Consider the following 18,332-nt stretch of genomic DNA (forward strand, 5'->3'; position numbering starts at 1 on the left):
AAAAGTAAATACAAGCAAAAAAGTCGGTTTTATCTAATAAATTAAATAAAGATTTTTTTGTAAAATATTTTAAAATTTATATATTAAATTATAAAAATATCTTAACTCGTATCAATATATAATAGATTAAATTTATAAAATTATCAAGGATTATTTAGAAATTATATACTATAAAAAATGATAAAAATAAAGACAAAAAAAGCCTTCACAAAGAAGGCTCAATTTATTTTCTCAAATCTTTTACCATTTTAGAAATTTCTTTAAAATTTTCATCCTTAGCATTACTTGCCAAATCAAACATAATCATTTCAGTATTTACAAGGCTTGCACCCATATCTGAAATAGATTTTAATCCTAAATCTTTTTGTTCTTTATTAAAGCTTGAAACAGCATCTTCAACTACAAAAACTTTATATCCTTCAAATAACAATCTTCTAACAGTTTGAAACACACAAATATGACTTTCTGCTCCTGTAATTACTACATTTGTAATATTATTTTCTTTTAAATATGAAAAAACTTCATCAGTTATTGCATCGAAACTTGTTTTTGAAAAAATGTGATCTTGATCTAGAAATTCTTTAATATCATCCACACTTTGACCAAGTCCTTTTGGATATTGTTCAGTCGCTATTTTTTTTATTCCATACATATCAAATACCTTTAAAAGTGCTGATGATTTTCTTACTATTTTTTCAGATTCATAAATTGCAGGCATCAATTTTTCTTGAAGATCAATTACTAATAATAATGTATTTTCCTTGCTATCATAAGTTTTTGTATCAAAATTATAGCCTTCAATATAAAAATTTCCTATTTCTCTTTCCATAAATCCCCCTGATTTTTGTTTTCATCTTTTAATTTTTTATCTATAGTCGACAAAACTCTTGCTTTGTTTTTTGACCAAGTAGGCCAAATAATCCTATCACGACGTCCATCGCCTGTTAGTCTTTGAACTACTATATTTGGATTTAAATTCTCCAAAATAAGTATAACATATGAAACGTATTCATCCAAAGTCATAGTAAATTGATTTTGATTTTTCAAATAATAATCATAAATTCTTGAGCCTTTTTCTATATAAAGATTATGAATTTTAATACCCCAAAATTTTCTTTCATTTATATAATAAATGTCATTTAAAAAATCATCAATATTTTCATTGGGAAGACCTATTATAATATGGGCCAAAGTTTTTATATTTTTTTCTTTTAATTTCAAAAGACCTTGGTCGAATTCTTTATGAGTATAGCCCCTATTTATAAATTCTATAGATTTTTTATTTACAGATTGAAGTCCAAGCTCAACAATTAGAAAAGTTTTTTTATTCAAATCATCAAGTAATTCAATAACTTCATCTGAAAGACAATCTGCACGAGTTGCAATAGATATTCCCATAATGTGAGGATTTTCAATAGCCCCATAAAATAATTTTTTAATTCTTTCGATATTGCCATAGGTTGAAGTGAAATTTTGAAAATACGCAATGTATCCTTCTCTTCTTTCTGGTTTTCTTAATCTTTTAACTTGATAATCAATTTGCTTATTCAAATCATCATTTCTTGTAAAATCTCCTGCCCCATTTTCAGAGCAATAAATACATCCCTTATTTGAAATCTTTCCATCTCTGTTTGGGCAGGTAAAACCACCATCAAGGGGTATTTTTATTATTTTTTTATTAAATTTTCTTTTAAAATAGGAATCTAAATCCTTATATCTTTTTTTATTTATTTCCATAGTTCTATTTTACTTTTATATAAAAAAAAAGACACTCTAGAGTGAGTGTCTTTTGCTTGCTTATTGAAAGTTTTTATTTTTATTTATCTTTAATTATCTTCGTATGGCAATAAAGCTACTTGTCTAGCTCTTTTGATTGCTCTTGTAATTTCTCTTTGATGTTTCGCATTTAGTCCTGTAACTCTTCTTGGAAGGATCTTTCCTCTATCAGAAATAAATCTTTTTAGAGTATCAACATCCTTGTAATCTATTACTTTTGAAGGGTCTTTGACAAATGGATCGACTTTTTTTCTTGGTCTGAAATTTCTACGCATTTTATCCTCCTAAAATTAGAAAGGAATTCTTCCGTCGTCTTCAATTTCTGTAAAGTCATCGTCAAAAAAGTCATCATTATTATTCATGTTTTGATTGTTATTTTGTTGGAAATTATTTGAATTATTGTAAGATCTATCTTGGTTCATATCTCCAAAACCATTATCTTGATTCATTGGATTGTTGTTATTTTGATATTGACCTTCTGATCTTGATTCCAAAAATTCAACTCTATCTGCTACAACATCTGTTGTATAAACCATTTTTCCATCTTTATCTTGGTAAAATCCTGTTTGGATTCTACCATCTATCGCACATTGATTTCCTTTTTTTAGATATCTTGATACATTTTCAGCTTGTACTCCCCATACTGTAATTCTTGGAAAATCAGCTGTTGGACGATTCATTGATTCCATTTCTTGTCTTTTTTGTTTACTTAAACCTCTATCAACTGCTAATGAAAAACTAACAACTGCTTGTCCAGATTGGGTATATCTTAAATCTGGATCTTTTGTAAGTCTTCCAATAAGAAAAACTTTATTCATTTAGTCCTCTTTTCTGATTACCATGAATCTTAGAATTAAATCAGATATTCTTAATCTTCTTTCAAATTCTTTGATGTGGTCACCACTAGCTTTAAAATCAACGATATAATAATATCCTTCTTTGATATAATTGATTTCGTATGCAAGTTTTCTTTTTCCCCAGTCATCTACAGATTCTACTTCTCCTTTATCTTCTATGATACCTTTGAAGATTTCTAAAGATTTATTTCTTTCTTCATCTGAAACTTCTGGTTTGTAAATCAATACTGCTTCGTAGTTATTCATCTTATTCACCTCCCTTTGGTCTTTGACCCCGATCTAAAAGTCGGAGTAGAGAATTCTTATCTATGTTACTATAATCTATTTAAAAAGTCAATAAATTTCTTAAATAAATTCACTTGAATTTTCTATTTTTGAAAAATAAATTGCATTTGCAATCGCACGAGCCATAACTTTTGCCCCTAAACTTCCTACTAGATTTAAATCTACCTTTACTTTATTGGTTGCAAGAGAAAAAATTGTATCTCCATCCATCATAGTATGAACTGGTCTTATTGCTCTGGCATAACCGTTGTGAGTCATTGAAGCAATTTTTCTAAGCTCAGTTTTATTAAATTTACCATTTGTTGCAACAATTCCAATTGTAGTGTTTAAAGAATTTTTTTCAGAAATTTTTTCTAAAACTTCAAGAGTTGGAATGAATTTATTATTTTTTAAAATTCCTGCAATTTGTTTATTTTCTTCATCATCAAAAATATCCCCCATAGCATTTACAGCAACTATTGCAGAAACTTTTAAATCTCCTACACAAATTGTGGCTGAACCAAGTCCTGATTTCATAGAAAATTCTTTCCCCAAGGCCTTTCCAACTGTAGCTCCACATCCTGCCCCAATTATTCCTTGACGATTTTCATCAAAACTTGCATTTTTATAAGCTTCCTTTCCCATTTTTTTATCTGGTCTAATTTTATAAGATTTATAATCCAAATCGTATAAAATTGCTTGGGGAACTATGGGAACAATTCCGCTTGGAACCTTAAAACCAATTCCATCTTTTTCCAATTCCTCAACAACTCCAATTGAACCTGCAAGGCCATAGGAGGAACCTCCAGATAAAACAAGAGCTGAAACTTCACTTACAGTATTTACAGGATTTAATAAATCAGTTTCACGAGTTCCCGGTCCTCCCCCTCTTACATCAACACTTGCAGTATTTCCTTTGGGAGGAATTAATACCGTAAGACCAGTTCCCCCATCAAAATTTTGAGCATGACCAACTTTTATTCCTTCGATGTCGGTAATGTATCCCTTATACATTCTTTCTCCTTGTTAAAAATTATATTTAATAAATTAAGCTTTATTTTCTTCAGCTAATAGCCATCAAGAGATCTCTCCACAAGGTCGAGATGGGTTTTTAGCTTAGTTACTTTAAAAAAAATAAATTCTTAATCTCCTAAAATACTATTTATTTTTATTATCAACTTAAACTTTAGCCTAAAAATAAATACAACAATAACCCATCTCGAGCAGATAAATGTGCCTTAATTTGGCACATTTATCCCTAAAACTAGTGTGAAAACACGGAAAAGTTTGTAACTCAAATAAGTTTTAGTAGTCGAGAGAGCTCTTTGATTAACTTAGGACTTTCATTCTAAATATTTTTTAATTATTAAGACTTTTAAAAAAATCAATCCTACTTCCTATACTTATCCATCATTTCTTCAAAAACTTCTGCAGATGAAGGTGCTGTGTAGGAGATGGCATTTGCTCCTGCCTTTATTGTTTTTAAAATTGATTCTGGTTTTTTGCCACCTGTTGCTATTATTGGGAATTCATCTCCAATTAATTTTCTAATTTCACTTACAAGCTCTGGAGTTTTTGGACCACCAGATACATTTAAAATTTCTGCCCCTGCTTCTATTTTTCCAACTACATCATCTTTAAAACCTGTTACAGTTGCAATTACAGGAATATCTACAAATTCTGAAATTGCTTTAATGTCCTTGTTTGGGATTGGAGAATTTACAACAACACCATAGGCTCCTTCTAGTTCTGCATCAAAAGCAATATATTTTGACCTTGCTCCTTGAGTTGTTCCTCCTCCAACACCAATAAAACATGGAACTGATGCCGTAGAAATTATTGATTGGGCAATTGTATTTTGTGGTGTGTAAGGATAAACTGCCATTATAGAATCTGCATTTGTATTTCTAATTATGGCAAGGTCTGTTGTAAATAAAAGAGATTTTATTCTTTTTTCATAAATTTTTATCCCACTTGCCCTGTAAATTTCCTCTGGCACCGTTATAAATGATTTCCTTAGTTTTGAGTGTACTTGGGGTACAAATTTTTTCATTTTTTCTTCCATGATTATCTCCTTTTTTTAATTTATATTCCAACTATTGGACAGGTAAAGGCAAAAGATTCGTAAGATCTTAAGTTAATATTTTCAAAAATTTCTCTTTTAGAAATATTTCCAACTACAAATTTTGCATTTCTGACATCCAAAAAACTTGGTAATTTTAATAAAATATTTTTTTGGGACAAATTATTAATAATAATAAAAGCTTTATTATTTTTATAATATAGGTAAGCTAAAACATCTTTATCTTTGAAATTTAATGGAAAATATCCACCTTTTAATATATCAATATAATTATACCTTAATAAAATTAATTTCTTGTAAAAATCAAATATTTCTTTTCTATCATTTAGAATAATTCCTCCAATATTAAAAAGGGTCTCCTCACCTTCTTTTATAAAAATATTTTCTTTTCTTAATATAGATATGATAGCAAAAAGTTTTGCACAATATGTGTGAAAATGTTTAAAATCTAGAAACTTTTCCGAAATAAATCCTAGATCTTGATTTAAGGCAAAAACTTTATCATATTTATTTTTATCTAAAATGTAAGATTTTAAATTAATGTTTTTAAGATTCTTAGATAAATTAACACTAGGAAAATAAATATTGTCTTCTTTGTGAGTATTAACTATAATCTTTAGATCATATTTTTTTAAATATTCAAAAATGCTTTTAAAATTTTCACTATTATCAAGGAAAAAACCATCTATGAATCTTTCTTTCCAAAAATTCATTATATTTGTGATTTGATTTTTATTTAAAACTTTTTCTAAATCTATTCTCAATATTATTTTTAATCCAAGTTCGTGAGCTTTTAAAATTTGATTTTCAAAATCGCGTCTTTGTCCTAATAATTTATTTATTTGAAAATAATTTATAAAATCTTTCTCATAATACTCAAAAATATCTTCAATTATTATATAATCAACACCCAAAATTTTTCCTATCATAAATCTTGAATCAAGATCATAGATATCCAAAAAACCTAGATTCGACTTATCTTTATTAAATTTTTTTGGATAAGTTAAATAATAAATATCACCCATAATTCTCCTTTATATTTACATTATATTTTTAATATCTAAATATTCAAAACATAAATTTCTAGTATAATAAATAAATATAATTAGAGAAAGGAATAATATGTTAGAGCTTAAAAATATTAGTAAAATATACAAAACAGGAGAAAGTGAACAAAAAGCTCTTGATGATATAAATATTTCATTTAGAAAAAATGAATTTATTTCAATTCTAGGCCCATCTGGTGGTGGAAAAACTAGCCTTTTAAATATAATAGGCGGACTTATGAATTATACATCAGGAGATTTGATAATAGATGGTAGGTCTACCAAAAAATTTAAGGATAGGGATTGGGATTATTATAGAAACAGGTCGGTCGGCTTCGTTTTTCAATCCTATAACCTAATTGGCCATCAAAACATTTTAAAAAATGTAGAACTCGCCTTAACTCTTTCAGGCGAAAAGAAAGAATTAAGGGAAGATTTGGCAAAAAAAGCCTTGGAAAAAGTAGGCCTATCTGATCATATTTATAAAAAACCTGCCCAATTATCAGGTGGACAAATGCAAAGAGTTGCTATTGCCCGTGCCCTTGTGAATAATCCAGAAATAATTCTTGCCGATGAACCTACAGGGGCTCTTGATACAGAAACTTCAAAGGAAATTATGAATTTGTTAAAAGAAGTTTCAAAAGACAGACTTGTAATTATGGTAACCCATAATCCAGAATTGGCAGAAAAATATTCTACAAGAATTGTAAGATTAAAAGATGGGAAGATTTTATCGGATTCAAATCCATATGAAGAAGAAAAAACAAAAGATGAATTTAAAACCAAAAAATTATCTCTATCTCTCCCAACAGCCTTAAAACTTTCTTTTAATAATCTTTTGACAAAAAAAGCTAGGACAATTCTTACAGCCTTTGCAGGATCAATCGGAATTATTGGAATTGCTTTAATTCTATCCCTATCAAATGGGGTAGATGATTTTATAAAGGAAAGTCAAAGAAAAACATTAAAATCTTATCCCATAGAAATAAAGGAAGAAAGCCTAAATCTTGGGGATAATTTTATGAGAGATCCTGCTGATGATGAAAATCACAAAAAAGATGATAAAAATATTTTGGCAAACAATGATATTTTAAAAAGGAAATCAACCCTAACATCATCAATTTCAGAAAATAACCTATCACCATTTAAGGCTTACTTAGATAAGAAAAATTTAAGTAAGACAATTGGAAAACACTCAACAAATTATATTTACAATTTAAATTTACAAATATATGGAAAAGATAAGGATGGAAATCTTATAAATACAGACGGATCCGATTTTAAAGATGACGAGAATGAAATGTTTTCATCAAATAGCCCTACAATTTTTAATATGGGATCAAGCGAGCATAAAAATTTTAGACAAATAATTTCTAACAAGGATGGATCAATTTCAAATATTGTAAAAGAAGAATATGATTTAATAGGTGGAAAATGGCCAGAAAATGCCAACGAATTAGTTTTATTTACAGATAAGAATAATTCTATTGATAGGGAAAGTTTGTATGAGCTTGGAATTTTACCAAAAAAAGACTACAAAAACATTTTAACTAAAATGAAAGATGGAGATAAAATTAAACTTGACAATAAAAAAATAAAAACAAAAGATCTTTTAGGTCATGAATTTAAGGCCTTAATTCCAGCTGATTTTTATAAAAAAGAAAATAATAAGTATAAAAATATAGAAGAAGATGACAACGAAAAGAAAAAGATAATTGAAAATGCATATAAAATAAAAATAGTGGGAATTGCCAGGGCAAAAAAAGATAGCGAAACAAATCAAACAAACACTGCCCCTCTTGGTTTTACATCAAAATTTACTGACCAAATGATAAAAAGAGCAGGAGAGTCTCAAATTGTAAAAGACCAAGAAAATAATAAAGACATTAATATTTTAAACAATATTGCCTTTAAGGCAAAAAATGAGGATGAAAAAAGAAAGGCAAGTAAATCATATCTTGAAAATTTAGACCCTGACCAAAAATTAAAAGCCCAATCATTTTTGCTAGCAAATTCTGATAAATTAAAAGAAAATATCAAAAAAGCATCAATGAGTTCTATGAATAAACCAAGTCAAAATCAAGGACAAAATATGGATATAATTGGACTTTTCCTAAAAGATCCTGAAGATAAGGTTTTGGATAAATTATATGATGAAGAGCTTTCATCAAATTCTTACCAAAATAACCTAGAAGATTTTGGTTATGTTTCCAAAAATACCCCATCTGAAATAAAAATTTATGTGGAAAATTTTGAAAACAGGGACAAGGTAAAAAAAATAATTGATGATTTTAACAAAAATAAAAAAGAAAAAGATAAAATTCACTACACAGATTTTGTAGGTCTTTTAACCTCATCAATAAGAACAATAATAAATGCAATTTCTTATGTTCTAATTGCATTTGTTGGCGTTTCTCTCGTTGTTTCATCAATAATGATTGGAATAATAACCTATATTTCCGTTTTAGAAAGGACAAAAGAAATAGGAATTTTAAGATCAATTGGAGCTAGCAAAAAAGATATTAGAAAAGTATTTTTATCAGAAACTTTTATGGAAGGATTATTATCTGGACTTCTTGGAGTTATTGTAACAAGTCTTTTAAATATTCCAATTAGTAAAATCATACAAAATATGACAAATATTTCCTACATTAAGTCATCACTTCCTATAAAAGCTGGTATAATTCTTGTAATAATTTCAGTTTTACTAACCCTACTTGCAGGAATTATTCCATCATCAATAGCAGCTAAAAAAGACCCAGTTGAAGCTTTGCAAAGTGAATAAAAGTTAAAAATAATTTAAGTCAAATCTATTTAGATATTTTTCAAAATAGATTTGACTTTTTTTATTTTAAATCTTATAATATAAATAACTATTTAGATAATTATCAAAATAGATTGAAAGGTTGTGATATTTTGTTTTCCGATACTTTTAAAGCCTTATCAGATCCTGTTAGGATTGAAATATTAAATTTATTGAGAAAAAAAGGATCTATGAATGCAGGAGAAATTGCTGAAAATTTTGACCTATCAAGGGCAACCATCTCTCACCATTTAAAACTATTAAAAAATGAAGATTTAATTTATGAAACAAAAAAGAAAAATTTTATTTATTATGAGCTAAACACAAGTATTTTTGAGGAAATAATGGCTTGGTTTGTTAAATTTAAAGGAGTAGAAAATGAAAAATAAAATTAAATTTAAAAAAGAAAGTATAATTTCTGTAATTTTTACTATTATCTTATTTGCCCTAGTAAACATCATATTTTATAAAAAAATGCCAGATACTATACCAACACATTGGAATATTAACAATGAAATTGATGATTATTCTAGTAAATTCAGCGCCTTTATAAAAACTCCAATGTTTTTAATTTTTCTAAATATTTTTTCATGCTTTATGCTTGATAACGACCCAAAAAACAAGAATGTAAATAAGCTTATAATATTAATTGGAAAAGCTACTGTTCCACTCATTTTACTTATAACTTATATGATAAGTGTTTTTTATGGTTTAGATAAAAAAATAAATGTTATGGTAATAGTTTCAGTATTTGTTGGTTTTCTTTTAATAGTTATGGGAAATTATCTTCCAAAAACAAAAAGAAATTACACAGTAGGAATAAAAATTCCTTGGACCTTAAATAGCGACGAAAACTGGAATAAAACTCATAGACTTGCAGGATATTTATTTATTCTGGGTGGAATTTTATTTTTAATAAATCCATTTATTGGAAAAAATTACTATATATTTATAATTTTAGCAGTAACAAGTATTATCCCAACAATTTATTCTTTTTATCTTTACAAAAATGGAATTTAAATACAAAAAAAGCATTGAACCTAAAGTCCAATGCTTTTTTCTTAGATTAAAATCTGATTAACCCTTCTTTGTACGGCATAATAATCATATCCTGCCTGTGTCAATCTTTTTTTCCTCTCATTTCCATTTCCCCAATCGCCTCTTATAACTTCTCTTGCAAGTATGTCAATTGGTTTATTATTTTTTCTTGGATAAATTTCATTTCCATAATTATCAAATACTTTCAATTTATATTTTCTAGCACAATTTTTAGCATTATCTAAGGATTTAAAAGCTCCTTTTTGACTTTTAACATCTTTAAAAGATTTTCTAACCCTATATAAGTTTGAGTTATTATTTTTACAAAGTCTTTTATTTACTTCATTTGCAATATAAGAAAATTTTTTACCAAGGTAAGGGCCCGGGCAATTTGTACTTGCATACCATTCATGTTTTTGCAACACTCCTTTTTTATTTCCAGTATAAGAACAAGGATAAATATTATTTCTCCTGCAAATATCTGTCACCAAATCAATCAACCTATCTAAAACAAAATCTGAAATTTCCCAATTTGGCCCTCTTGTAGAATTTCCAACTTCAATTGTGATAGCGCGATTATCACACCATGAAGAAGAACTTGTCCACGCTCTATTTTTTTCATCTACACCCAAAACAATAACCCCATCTGATCCTAAATTATAATTTGCAGAAGCTTGTCTTTGTCTTGGAAGAAAAATTTTTGCCAAGTCTCTACCTTTAATTATTCCTGCTGCATGATGGATGGCAATTTTTGTAATTTTTTGATTTCTTAGCCCACTATGGTTTGGTGATAAAATTATATCATCAATTAATTTACTATTTGTCATTTTTCCTCCTTAAATTGTTCTAATAAAACTTTTAATTTCATTGGAATTGGTAAACCAAGAGCAAGGGAATTTTCCAAAATAGAAATTCCCTCATTTGCTATATAAAAAAATATAATAGCAGTTTTAATCATTGGTTCAGATTTAATTAGGTTTTTATCACACAAATTTCCTATTCCAACAATAATAAAAATCATAATTTTCTTAGCAATACCCTTAAAACCAATTTTTGAAGAAAGTTTTCCATCTACTCCTGCCCTTAAAATCCCTGTCATATAATCTGCTATTACAAAACATAAAAGACTATAAACAAAAGCATCAATTTCACCAAAATAAAATCCCAAAAAAGATCCAAGCATGGTAAATATATAAGCAAAGACTTCCTTGAATTTTTCCATAAAAAAATCACCTCCCACTTATATATAAGTAGAAAGGTGAAAATGTCCCTAAATTATTAATCTTCAAAAGCCTTAAGTTCTATTTCTTTTTTAATTTTATTAATTTCCTTAGATCTTTCTTTTGAAAGTTTTTTGATAAGAGTAATAAGTTTTTTCTCAGATTTTTGAATATCCAATTTCTTTTTTCTCATATCAATTCTTAATTTCATATCTGAAATAGGATTTCTAGGTCTAGAAAACTGACTAAGTTTATAAGGAAGATCAATAATTGATGCAAGTTTTGGATCAAATGTTAATAAATTTGAGTGAAGACTCAAAAGAACGTCTTGGCTCCTATCAATTGCTTTATTTATAGAATTATTTTTGTTAGATCTTAAAAAATCTCCAAGCATATTTCTTCCAACAAGTCCAGTAAAAGAATAATCAGAAGCTTTTCCTACTCTCTTTGTTGCCCTTTGCAAAACTCCAAGAGCATCTCTTGCTTCATCAAGTAATTTATCAATTTCTTTTATCTTATCATTTTCATATTTAAAATCTTTCATAAAACTCTCCCCTAATTTATCTTTATAATATATTATACCCATTGTTGGTAAATAATCTTTTTGGGTATAAGATAAAATATGAAAAAAAGAAAAGGAGAGTTTATGGCATTAATTATTTTATTTAACGCTAATGATATAGAAAAAGAAAAATTAAAAATTTTATGTGAAAAGGAAAATGTAAAATTAAAATTAATAGGAATGGAAGATGTTAATCAAAAGGTTGGATATCTTGCTGAAATTGAAGGATACGAAAAAATAGAATCAAAGGGCGAACACCTTGACCAATATGATTTTACTTTTGCATTTTTTAAGGATTTTGAACAAAAAGAATTATTTGACTTTATCGATAAGATGAGAGCTGAAGGCGTTGTTATTGAACACAAAGCTGGAATTACACCAACAAATATTAAGTGGACACTTAGATATTTATTGGAAGAAAACGATCAGGAACACAAAACTATGCAAATTGTAGAAGAAATTAATGGGTATTTGTCAAAAGCAAGAAAAATAAAAGAAGAAAGTGGAGAAGAAAATCCCCAAATAGCAAAATCAGTAAAGGATCTAAACCAATATTTCCAAAAAGCTGGAGAAGATTTTGATATAAATATCGCTAAGAAATATAGGGATAAAATTAAAAATTTGGTAGAAAAATTATAATAGAAACTCTTACATTAATTTGTAAGAGTTTTTATTTATATTTTTTTAGAAATTTAGAAATAATATTTTTAAAATTTTCTGGTTCACTTTCTGCAAATTTTGTATGTGGAATTTCTTTGGAAGTATAAATTTCTTTTTTATTGGTATTTATAGCCTTATAGATATCTTCTCCCATATGATATGGGGTAACTTTATCTGAATATGAATTTATTATTAGTACTGGACATTTAATTTTTGTATTTTTTAGCCATTTTCTTGTATCTATATCTTTTAAACTAAAGCCAAGTTTTGTTTTTAAGAAAATATTTCCAGTAAATTTCATCAAGGCTTGTGGTATTCCTTGATTTTTTTCTACCTTTTCAAAAACTTTATCAGAAAATTCGTTGGAATCGGAAACCGGACAATCTAAGATCATATAATCTATAAGACTATCGTTACGACTTGCAGCAATAATTGAACTTGCCCCTCCATAAGATTCTCCATATAAAAGAATTTTCCCCTCATTTTTAACAATTTTTTTTGCATATTCTAAATAATCTAGACAATCATAAGATTCTAATACTCCAAAAGTAGAATATTTTGCTAAATTTTCACCTGAATTTCTTTGATCAAATATTAAAAGACTAAAACCCAAATCATAAAGTCCTTGACCTTGACTATACATTGAATATTTTGTACCACCAAGTCCATGGACCATTACTGCAATATTTTTTGCATTTTTATTTTTAACAAATATACCAGGAATTTCATGATCAAATTTTGATGATTTAATTTTAATTTCTTTTATTTTTTTATTTTTAGCAAATTTTTTATATTCATTTTCATACATAGAAATATTTTTTACAGTTTTTTCTCTTGGGGTTATATTTGTGAGTCCTTTAAAAGTTTCATTTCCTATAAAATATCCCATACCAAGACTTGTAATAATTATAATAATTAAAAATAATGATCCAAATATTTTAAATTTTTTTTCATAAAATCCCCCTTAAATTAATTTTATTATACATGAATTTTCATATTTAACCTACAATCTTGTATAAAATTTTACTTATACTTTACATTTCAGTATAAAAATTTATAAATTTATTTGTATTTATAAAAAATAAAATATTCTGTATTATAATCTAGAAGTGATTAGATAAAATAATTGTAAAGAAATTTGACAAGTAAAAAAAATCATGGTATGATTCTACCATCACTTAGAAGAGTAAGTAAATTAGAAAAATTAATCACAGAGAGGTTTCGTTTGCTGGAAGAAACTATAATTATTTTAATTGAACAGAGACTTGGAATAGTTGGAAGTATAATTCATAAGCTTCCCGTTAACCGCGTTTAGGTCTAGCTAATGAGGCAAATTTTATTTGCGAATTAGGGTGGCAACACGTTTATTATCGTCCCTTTTTGATGGGGCGTTTTTTTATTATCAAGTTTTTTTAAGAATTACTTATAGACCACTGATAAACGCTCAAATTACCTAAAATATATAAAATAAAAAAATAAACCTAGTAGATTATCTACTAGGTTTGTTTTTTTATTAATTATTTTCTTTTGAATATCTTCCAAAGATTTTTTAGCATTATCATAGGCTTTTTTTGCATTTTCATAATCAATATTATAGTAAATCTTTATTTATTCAACATTTATTTCTTTTTTAACCTTACATGGATTTCAAAAAGCTAGAGAATTTTCTTTTATATCTTTTGTAACTACAGATCCAGATCCTATTACTGTATTATCTCCTATTTTTACTCCTGGATTTATTACTACATTTGCCCCTATCCACACATTATTTCCAATTTTTATCTTGTAGGCATATTCTAGACCCTCATTTCTTTTTTTATAATCAAGTGGGTGACCTGCTGTTGTAATTGTAACATTTGGTCCTATAAATACATTATCTCCAATTTCTACCTTAGCACAATCCAATATTATCAAATTATGATTTGCATAAAAATTTTCTCCTACTTCTATATTAAAACCATAATCACAAAAAAATGGACTTTCTATAGTGAAATTTTCTTTTGTTTTTATTTTTAATTTTTTTATTATTTCTTCTCGTTTTTTTTTATTTGATGACCTTGTTTGGTTAAATTCATAGCACAAATCTTGGGATTGTTGCCTTATTTTTTATATTTCTTCATCATAATTTGCATTATAAAGCTCGCCTTTAAGCATTTTTTCTAATTCTTTCATGATTCTATTCCCAAAGATTTTTTTGCCAAAGCATCCGCCATATCGTTGTATTTGTCATTTGAGTGGGCCTTTACTTTTATGAAATGTACATCGATTTTTTCCTTTGCTTTTTGGAAAAATTCGTAGTATCTTTTTGTAAGCTCGTTATTTCTCTTCCAATTTCCCTTAGCCCATGATTCTATTCCTTGGTAGTCAAAATGGATATAAATTGTTTTTTTACCATCGGTTATTGCCTTATTGATTGCTCCGACACTTGCCTTTACTTCGCCTGCAACATTTCTGTGGATATGAAATTCGTCATCAAAATCCTTGTAAATTTCTTCAATTTTTTCATCAGTAATATAAACTATTCCCACTCCATATTTTTTATCTTTTTTTGAATAAGACCCATCAATATAGGCTATTACTGAATCTTTATCAGCCTTTATTTCAATTTCTTTCTCTTCCAAAAAATCTTCAGCATCTTCTTTTTTTTTGAAAGATTTATATATTGCTCCCTTGTATCCTTTTACTTCTTTTAAACACAAATCCCAGGATGTGTATATCCCAGGATTTCTGCCTTTTTTTACTGCGTAATATTTCATTTATTTTAATTTTCCTTTGCTACCCAATATGAAACTGAGCCAGGTCCAACATTAAAAATTCCATTTCCATTTTCATCGATTGTAACTTCGTTTTTGTTATTTCCTGAAAGATCAATGTAGGTTTTCCCTGCTTCTTCCTCTCCAACAAACATTTGTTTTTCTGCCATATCTCCAATAGAAATCAAAACTGCAAGAGAAGAAGTTTTATCATCAGTTCTTCTAACCCATCCAACTACTTGAGGATTATCAAAATAATCATCTTGACTTCCAAAAGAATATTTTTTTCTAACATCAAGCATCTTATCTATCATTTCTTTTAATGGATCTTTTTTAATTTCGCCTTTAAGTCCATAATAATCTCCTGCAAATATGCAAGGATAACCATCTTTTCTAAATAATATCAAAGAATAGGCAATTTCTTTAAACCAATCATCTACCCAAGAATCCAAAGATTGTCCTGGCTGTGAATCGTGATTATCTACAAAAGTTACTGCTTGTAAAGGATGATTCTTAACTATGGTATTATTAAAAATATTTCTCATATCATAATTTCCATTGGACTTACTTGCCTCTTGGAAATGAAAATGAAGAGGTACATCAAATAAATCTATTTTCCAATCAGTATCATCCAAATATCCATCAATTTGGCCCTCATCATATTGCCAGTATTCACCGAGAAGATAAAAATCATCTTTCTTTTTTTCCATAATATGTTTGGATAGATCATAAATAAATTCATCAGAAATGTGTTTTAAAGCATCATATCTAAAACCATCAACACCAGTTTGATCCATAAACCAATCAACCCATTTAAAAATTTCTTCTTTTACTTCTGGGTGAGAATGGTCAATGTCAGCATTCATAAGGTAATCGAAATTTCCCTTTTCATCACTTACACCATCATCCCAATATTTTCCATCACCAAGGATCCTAAATATAGCCTTTGTATCGGTATTTGCATCATAATCAACACCTGTAAAATGGTAATAATGCCATACAAAGTCAGAATATTTACCAGCCCTTCCAGGAAAATTAAAACCTGTCCAAGCCTTTATTTTCATATCTTCTGATACATCTTTTTCTCTGTTGTTTTGATCTACCATTCTTGCCATAAATTCTTCTTCAAAATCAGCATTTCCTTTGTGATTTAAAACAACATCGGCATAAACTTTTATTTCATTTTTGTGAAGTTCATCAATGGCTTCAAGAAGTTCTTCTTTTGTTCCATATTTAGTCCTGACTGTGCCCTTTTGGTCAAATTCTCCCAAATCCCACAAGTCATAAATTCCATATCCAACATCTTGGTCTCCTCCACCCTTACACATTGGTGGAAGCCAGAGAGCATCTATTCCTGCATCTTTTATATTTTTTGCATTTTCTTTTAAAAATTTATAATAGCCTCCGTCAGCGGGACTGTCCCACTCGAAGGCTTGCATCATAACGTCACTCATTTATTTTTCTCCCTTTACTATATCAATAGATGCTGAACAACCAAGTCGACTTGCTCCAGCCTCAATCATTTCCATTGCCTCATCATAAGTATGGATTCCTCCACTTGCCTTAACTCCCATTTCTTGTCCAACAGTTTTTCTCATAAGAGCCACATCTTCTTTTTTTGCTCCAGCTGTAGAAAATCCTGTAGAAGTTTTTACAAAATCAGCTCCAGCTTCTTTGGAAATCTCACATACTTTAATTTTGTCCTCATTATCAAGAAGGCAAGTTTCAATAATAACTTTTAATATTTTATCCCCACAAGCCTTTTTAACTTCTTTTATATCATTAAGGATATAATCATAGTCCTTATCCTTAAGTCTTCCAACGTTAATTACCATATCAATTTCATCAGCACCGTTTTTTATAGCATCTTCTGCTTCAAAAACCTTAGACTTTGTAGTCATAGCTCCCAAAGGAAAGCCAATTACTGATGTGATCCTTATATCCTTATCCATATTTCTAATAAAAGAAACATAAGAAGAATTTACACATACAGACTTAAATTCGTATTCCTTAGCCTCTTCAACAATTTTTTTAACTTGATCTTTTGTGGCATCAGCTTTTAATAAAGTGTGATCAATATATCGATTAATTTTCATTTAATTCTCCTTTATAATCAATTAAGGCAAGACTAATATCATCATCTTGTTCTCCCCAAGTGAAATTTTCTAAATCACTTAAAATAAAATCTAGTTTCTTATTTTTTTTCAAAATTTTCATCAATCTTTCAACAGAATATTCATTTTTATCAATATCCTTACTTTCAGTAACTCCATCTGTATAAAATAAAACTCTATCTTTTGGATTTAGGTTTATAGTTACTTCTTGATAAATATTTTGCTCTATTATATTTGAAATCATTCTTCCAGAAACTACAAGTTTCTCCACATAATTTTTATTATGTATTAAGTGAAGAGGTGGGCAATTGTGACCTGCATTTGAAAAGGTAAGGGTATTATTTTTGCAGTCAAAAATTCCAATCCATACTGTAAAATATTGGGATGAGTTCATATCAAGTTTTACAAATCCTTCTCTTAATTTCTTTAGGACTTGGCCTGGAGAATAGTCAATATGTCTTTCAAAAATAGCTTGAATTGATAATTTTACAAACATAGTCATAATAGAAGATTTAACACCATGTCCCATAACATCTGCTATATAAAAGGCGTATTTATCATCATCTACTTTTATAATATCAAACAAATCACCAGAAACATCATTAGAAGGTATATACCTACCTTCAAGTTTTATATCTCCATATCTCTTATTTTTAGGCAAAATATTTGTTTGAATTTTTCTAACAAACCTAATATCTTCAAGCATCTTTCTATTCGCATTAAAAAGATCAACCTTCATCTTAGACTCACTAGTAATGTCCCTATAAACTTCTATTATACCTACAAATTCATTATTATTATAAAGTGGTGAAGATTTAATAGAATAATATTTTCCATTAATAAGTCTTTCTTCTTCAATTGTAGTACTTTTAAAAATATCCGATTTTTCGCTAAGTTTATCAGCATCAATATTTTGCTCAATGAGTGATCTATCAAGGTGAATATCTCTTTTCATTTTTTCATTTATAAAGACAATTCTGCCATATTTATCGAGTATTCTAACCCAATCATCCATTGAGTTTAACACATAGAAATTATCATCTCTAAATTTTTCTATTTTTTCCTTACCCATATGAACCTCTTTTTAACATTTATTCTCTTATAATGTTAACATTTATGAGCCATATTTTCAATTTTTATCATAATAAAAAATTAA

The 18,332-nt window shown here is 27.8% G+C and carries 20 protein-coding genes, 2 pseudogenes and 1 other annotated feature; of the genes and pseudogenes, 4 read left to right on the forward strand and 18 right to left on the reverse strand.

The features are described from left to right. Window positions 1–223: 223 nt before the first annotated feature. The 8 genes from ASHG_RS06695 to ASHG_RS06730 form a co-directional block, all read right to left on the reverse strand. A complete protein-coding gene (locus ASHG_RS06695) occupies window positions 224–829 on the reverse strand; it encodes an isochorismatase family protein (RefSeq protein WP_040398487.1) in 606 nt (201 codons plus the stop codon). After that, a complete protein-coding gene (mnmL, locus tag ASHG_RS06700; RefSeq protein WP_040398489.1) occupies window positions 814–1,737 on the reverse strand; it encodes a tRNA modification radical SAM protein MnmL/YtqA in 924 nt (307 codons plus the stop codon). Before mnmL ends, ASHG_RS06695 begins: the two co-directional genes overlap by 16 nt. A gap of 89 nt (window positions 1,738–1,826) precedes the next feature. Next, the gene (gene rpsR / locus ASHG_RS06705; protein WP_040398491.1) at window positions 1,827–2,051 is read right to left on the reverse strand and encodes a 30S ribosomal protein S18; all 225 of its coding nucleotides are present in this window, start codon (window positions 2,049–2,051) and stop codon (window positions 1,827–1,829) included. A gap of 15 nt (window positions 2,052–2,066) precedes the next feature. Further along, window positions 2,067–2,594, reverse strand: a complete 528-nt coding sequence (locus ASHG_RS06710) for a single-stranded DNA-binding protein (protein WP_040398492.1) — start codon at window positions 2,592–2,594, stop codon at window positions 2,067–2,069. After that, complete coding sequence (rpsF, locus tag ASHG_RS06715) at window positions 2,595–2,879, reverse strand: 30S ribosomal protein S6 (RefSeq protein WP_040398493.1); 285 nt, start codon at window positions 2,877–2,879, stop codon at window positions 2,595–2,597. Window positions 2,880–2,978: 99 nt separating this feature from the next. Next, the gene (locus ASHG_RS06720) at window positions 2,979–3,911 is read right to left on the reverse strand and encodes a P1 family peptidase (RefSeq protein WP_040398494.1); all 933 of its coding nucleotides are present in this window, start codon (window positions 3,909–3,911) and stop codon (window positions 2,979–2,981) included. A gap of 376 nt (window positions 3,912–4,287) precedes the next feature. Beyond that, window positions 4,288–4,962 (reverse strand): hydrolase, encoded by a 675-nt coding sequence (locus tag ASHG_RS06725; protein WP_040398495.1) that lies wholly within the window; start codon window positions 4,960–4,962, stop codon window positions 4,288–4,290. A gap of 20 nt (window positions 4,963–4,982) precedes the next feature. Then, entirely contained in the window at window positions 4,983–6,005 is a 1,023-nt protein-coding gene (locus ASHG_RS06730) for an alpha-amylase family protein (RefSeq protein ID WP_040398496.1), read from the reverse strand. 97 nt (window positions 6,006–6,102) lie between these two features. Between ASHG_RS06730 and ASHG_RS06735 the strand changes: the two genes are divergently transcribed. The 3 genes from ASHG_RS06735 to ASHG_RS06745 all read left to right on the forward strand — a co-directional run bounded on the left by ASHG_RS06735 (window position 6,103) and on the right by ASHG_RS06745 (window position 9,849). Next, window positions 6,103–8,811 (forward strand): ABC transporter ATP-binding protein/permease, encoded by a 2,709-nt coding sequence (locus ASHG_RS06735; protein ID WP_040398498.1) that lies wholly within the window; start codon window positions 6,103–6,105, stop codon window positions 8,809–8,811. A 131-nt stretch (window positions 8,812–8,942) separates the two neighbouring features. Beyond that, the gene (locus ASHG_RS06740) at window positions 8,943–9,218 is read left to right on the forward strand and encodes an autorepressor SdpR family transcription factor (protein WP_040398500.1); all 276 of its coding nucleotides are present in this window, start codon (window positions 8,943–8,945) and stop codon (window positions 9,216–9,218) included. Then, entirely contained in the window at window positions 9,208–9,849 is a 642-nt protein-coding gene (locus ASHG_RS06745; protein ID WP_040398501.1) for an SdpI family protein, read from the forward strand. Before ASHG_RS06740 ends, ASHG_RS06745 begins: the two co-directional genes overlap by 11 nt. 41 nt (window positions 9,850–9,890) lie before the next feature. Here the strand turns inward: ASHG_RS06745 and ASHG_RS06750 are convergent, their stop codons facing one another. From ASHG_RS06750 to ASHG_RS06760, 3 genes are read right to left on the reverse strand one after another with little or no spacing between them, the layout of a single operon-like run. After that, entirely contained in the window at window positions 9,891–10,694 is an 804-nt protein-coding gene (locus ASHG_RS06750; protein WP_040398502.1) for an N-acetylmuramoyl-L-alanine amidase, read from the reverse strand. Further along, window positions 10,691–11,089, reverse strand: coding sequence for a phage holin family protein (locus ASHG_RS06755; RefSeq protein ID WP_040398504.1), 399 nt, complete (start codon window positions 11,087–11,089; stop codon window positions 10,691–10,693). The genes ASHG_RS06750 and ASHG_RS06755 overlap by 4 nt, the downstream gene beginning before the upstream one ends. A gap of 56 nt (window positions 11,090–11,145) precedes the next feature. Continuing rightward, a complete protein-coding gene (locus ASHG_RS06760) occupies window positions 11,146–11,631 on the reverse strand; it encodes a coiled-coil domain-containing protein (protein ID WP_040398506.1) in 486 nt (161 codons plus the stop codon). A 102-nt stretch (window positions 11,632–11,733) separates the two neighbouring features. Between ASHG_RS06760 and ASHG_RS06765 the strand changes: the two genes are divergently transcribed. Beyond that, window positions 11,734–12,288 (forward strand): DUF3783 domain-containing protein, encoded by a 555-nt coding sequence (locus ASHG_RS06765; RefSeq protein ID WP_040398507.1) that lies wholly within the window; start codon window positions 11,734–11,736, stop codon window positions 12,286–12,288. 31 nt (window positions 12,289–12,319) lie between these two features. Here the strand turns inward: ASHG_RS06765 and ASHG_RS06770 are convergent, their stop codons facing one another. From ASHG_RS06770 to ASHG_RS06795, 7 genes and pseudogenes are all read right to left on the reverse strand, one after another. Then, entirely contained in the window at window positions 12,320–13,198 is an 879-nt protein-coding gene (locus ASHG_RS06770; RefSeq protein WP_084689297.1) for an alpha/beta hydrolase, read from the reverse strand. 281 nt (window positions 13,199–13,479) lie between these two features. Beyond that, window positions 13,480–13,690, forward strand: a binding site (T-box leader). 287 nt (window positions 13,691–13,977) lie between these two features. Beyond that, window positions 13,978–14,085 (reverse strand): annotated as a pseudogene (locus ASHG_RS09585) (DapH/DapD/GlmU-related protein); the annotation flags it as partial. Between the two features lie 249 nt (window positions 14,086–14,334). Beyond that, window positions 14,335–14,412 (reverse strand): annotated as a pseudogene (locus ASHG_RS09590) (maltose acetyltransferase domain-containing protein); the annotation flags it as partial. 65 nt (window positions 14,413–14,477) lie between these two features. Further along, window positions 14,478–15,065: a ribonuclease H1 domain-containing protein gene (locus tag ASHG_RS06780; protein ID WP_040398510.1), complete on the reverse strand. Its 588-nt coding sequence runs from the start codon at window positions 15,063–15,065 to the stop codon at window positions 14,478–14,480. 5 nt (window positions 15,066–15,070) lie between these two features. Beyond that, entirely contained in the window at window positions 15,071–16,516 is a 1,446-nt protein-coding gene (locus tag ASHG_RS06785; protein WP_040398511.1) for an alpha-amylase, read from the reverse strand. Continuing rightward, window positions 16,517–17,158 (reverse strand): deoxyribose-phosphate aldolase, encoded by a 642-nt coding sequence (deoC, locus tag ASHG_RS06790; protein WP_040398512.1) that lies wholly within the window; start codon window positions 17,156–17,158, stop codon window positions 16,517–16,519. After that, window positions 17,148–18,248, reverse strand: coding sequence for a PP2C family protein-serine/threonine phosphatase (locus ASHG_RS06795; protein WP_040398513.1), 1,101 nt, complete (start codon window positions 18,246–18,248; stop codon window positions 17,148–17,150). Before ASHG_RS06795 ends, deoC begins: the two co-directional genes overlap by 11 nt. Between the last annotated feature and the right edge of the window lie 84 nt (window positions 18,249–18,332).

Source organism: Anaerococcus senegalensis JC48, assembly GCF_000321005.1.
Classification (GTDB): domain Bacteria; phylum Bacillota; class Clostridia; order Tissierellales; family Peptoniphilaceae; genus Anaerococcus; species Anaerococcus senegalensis.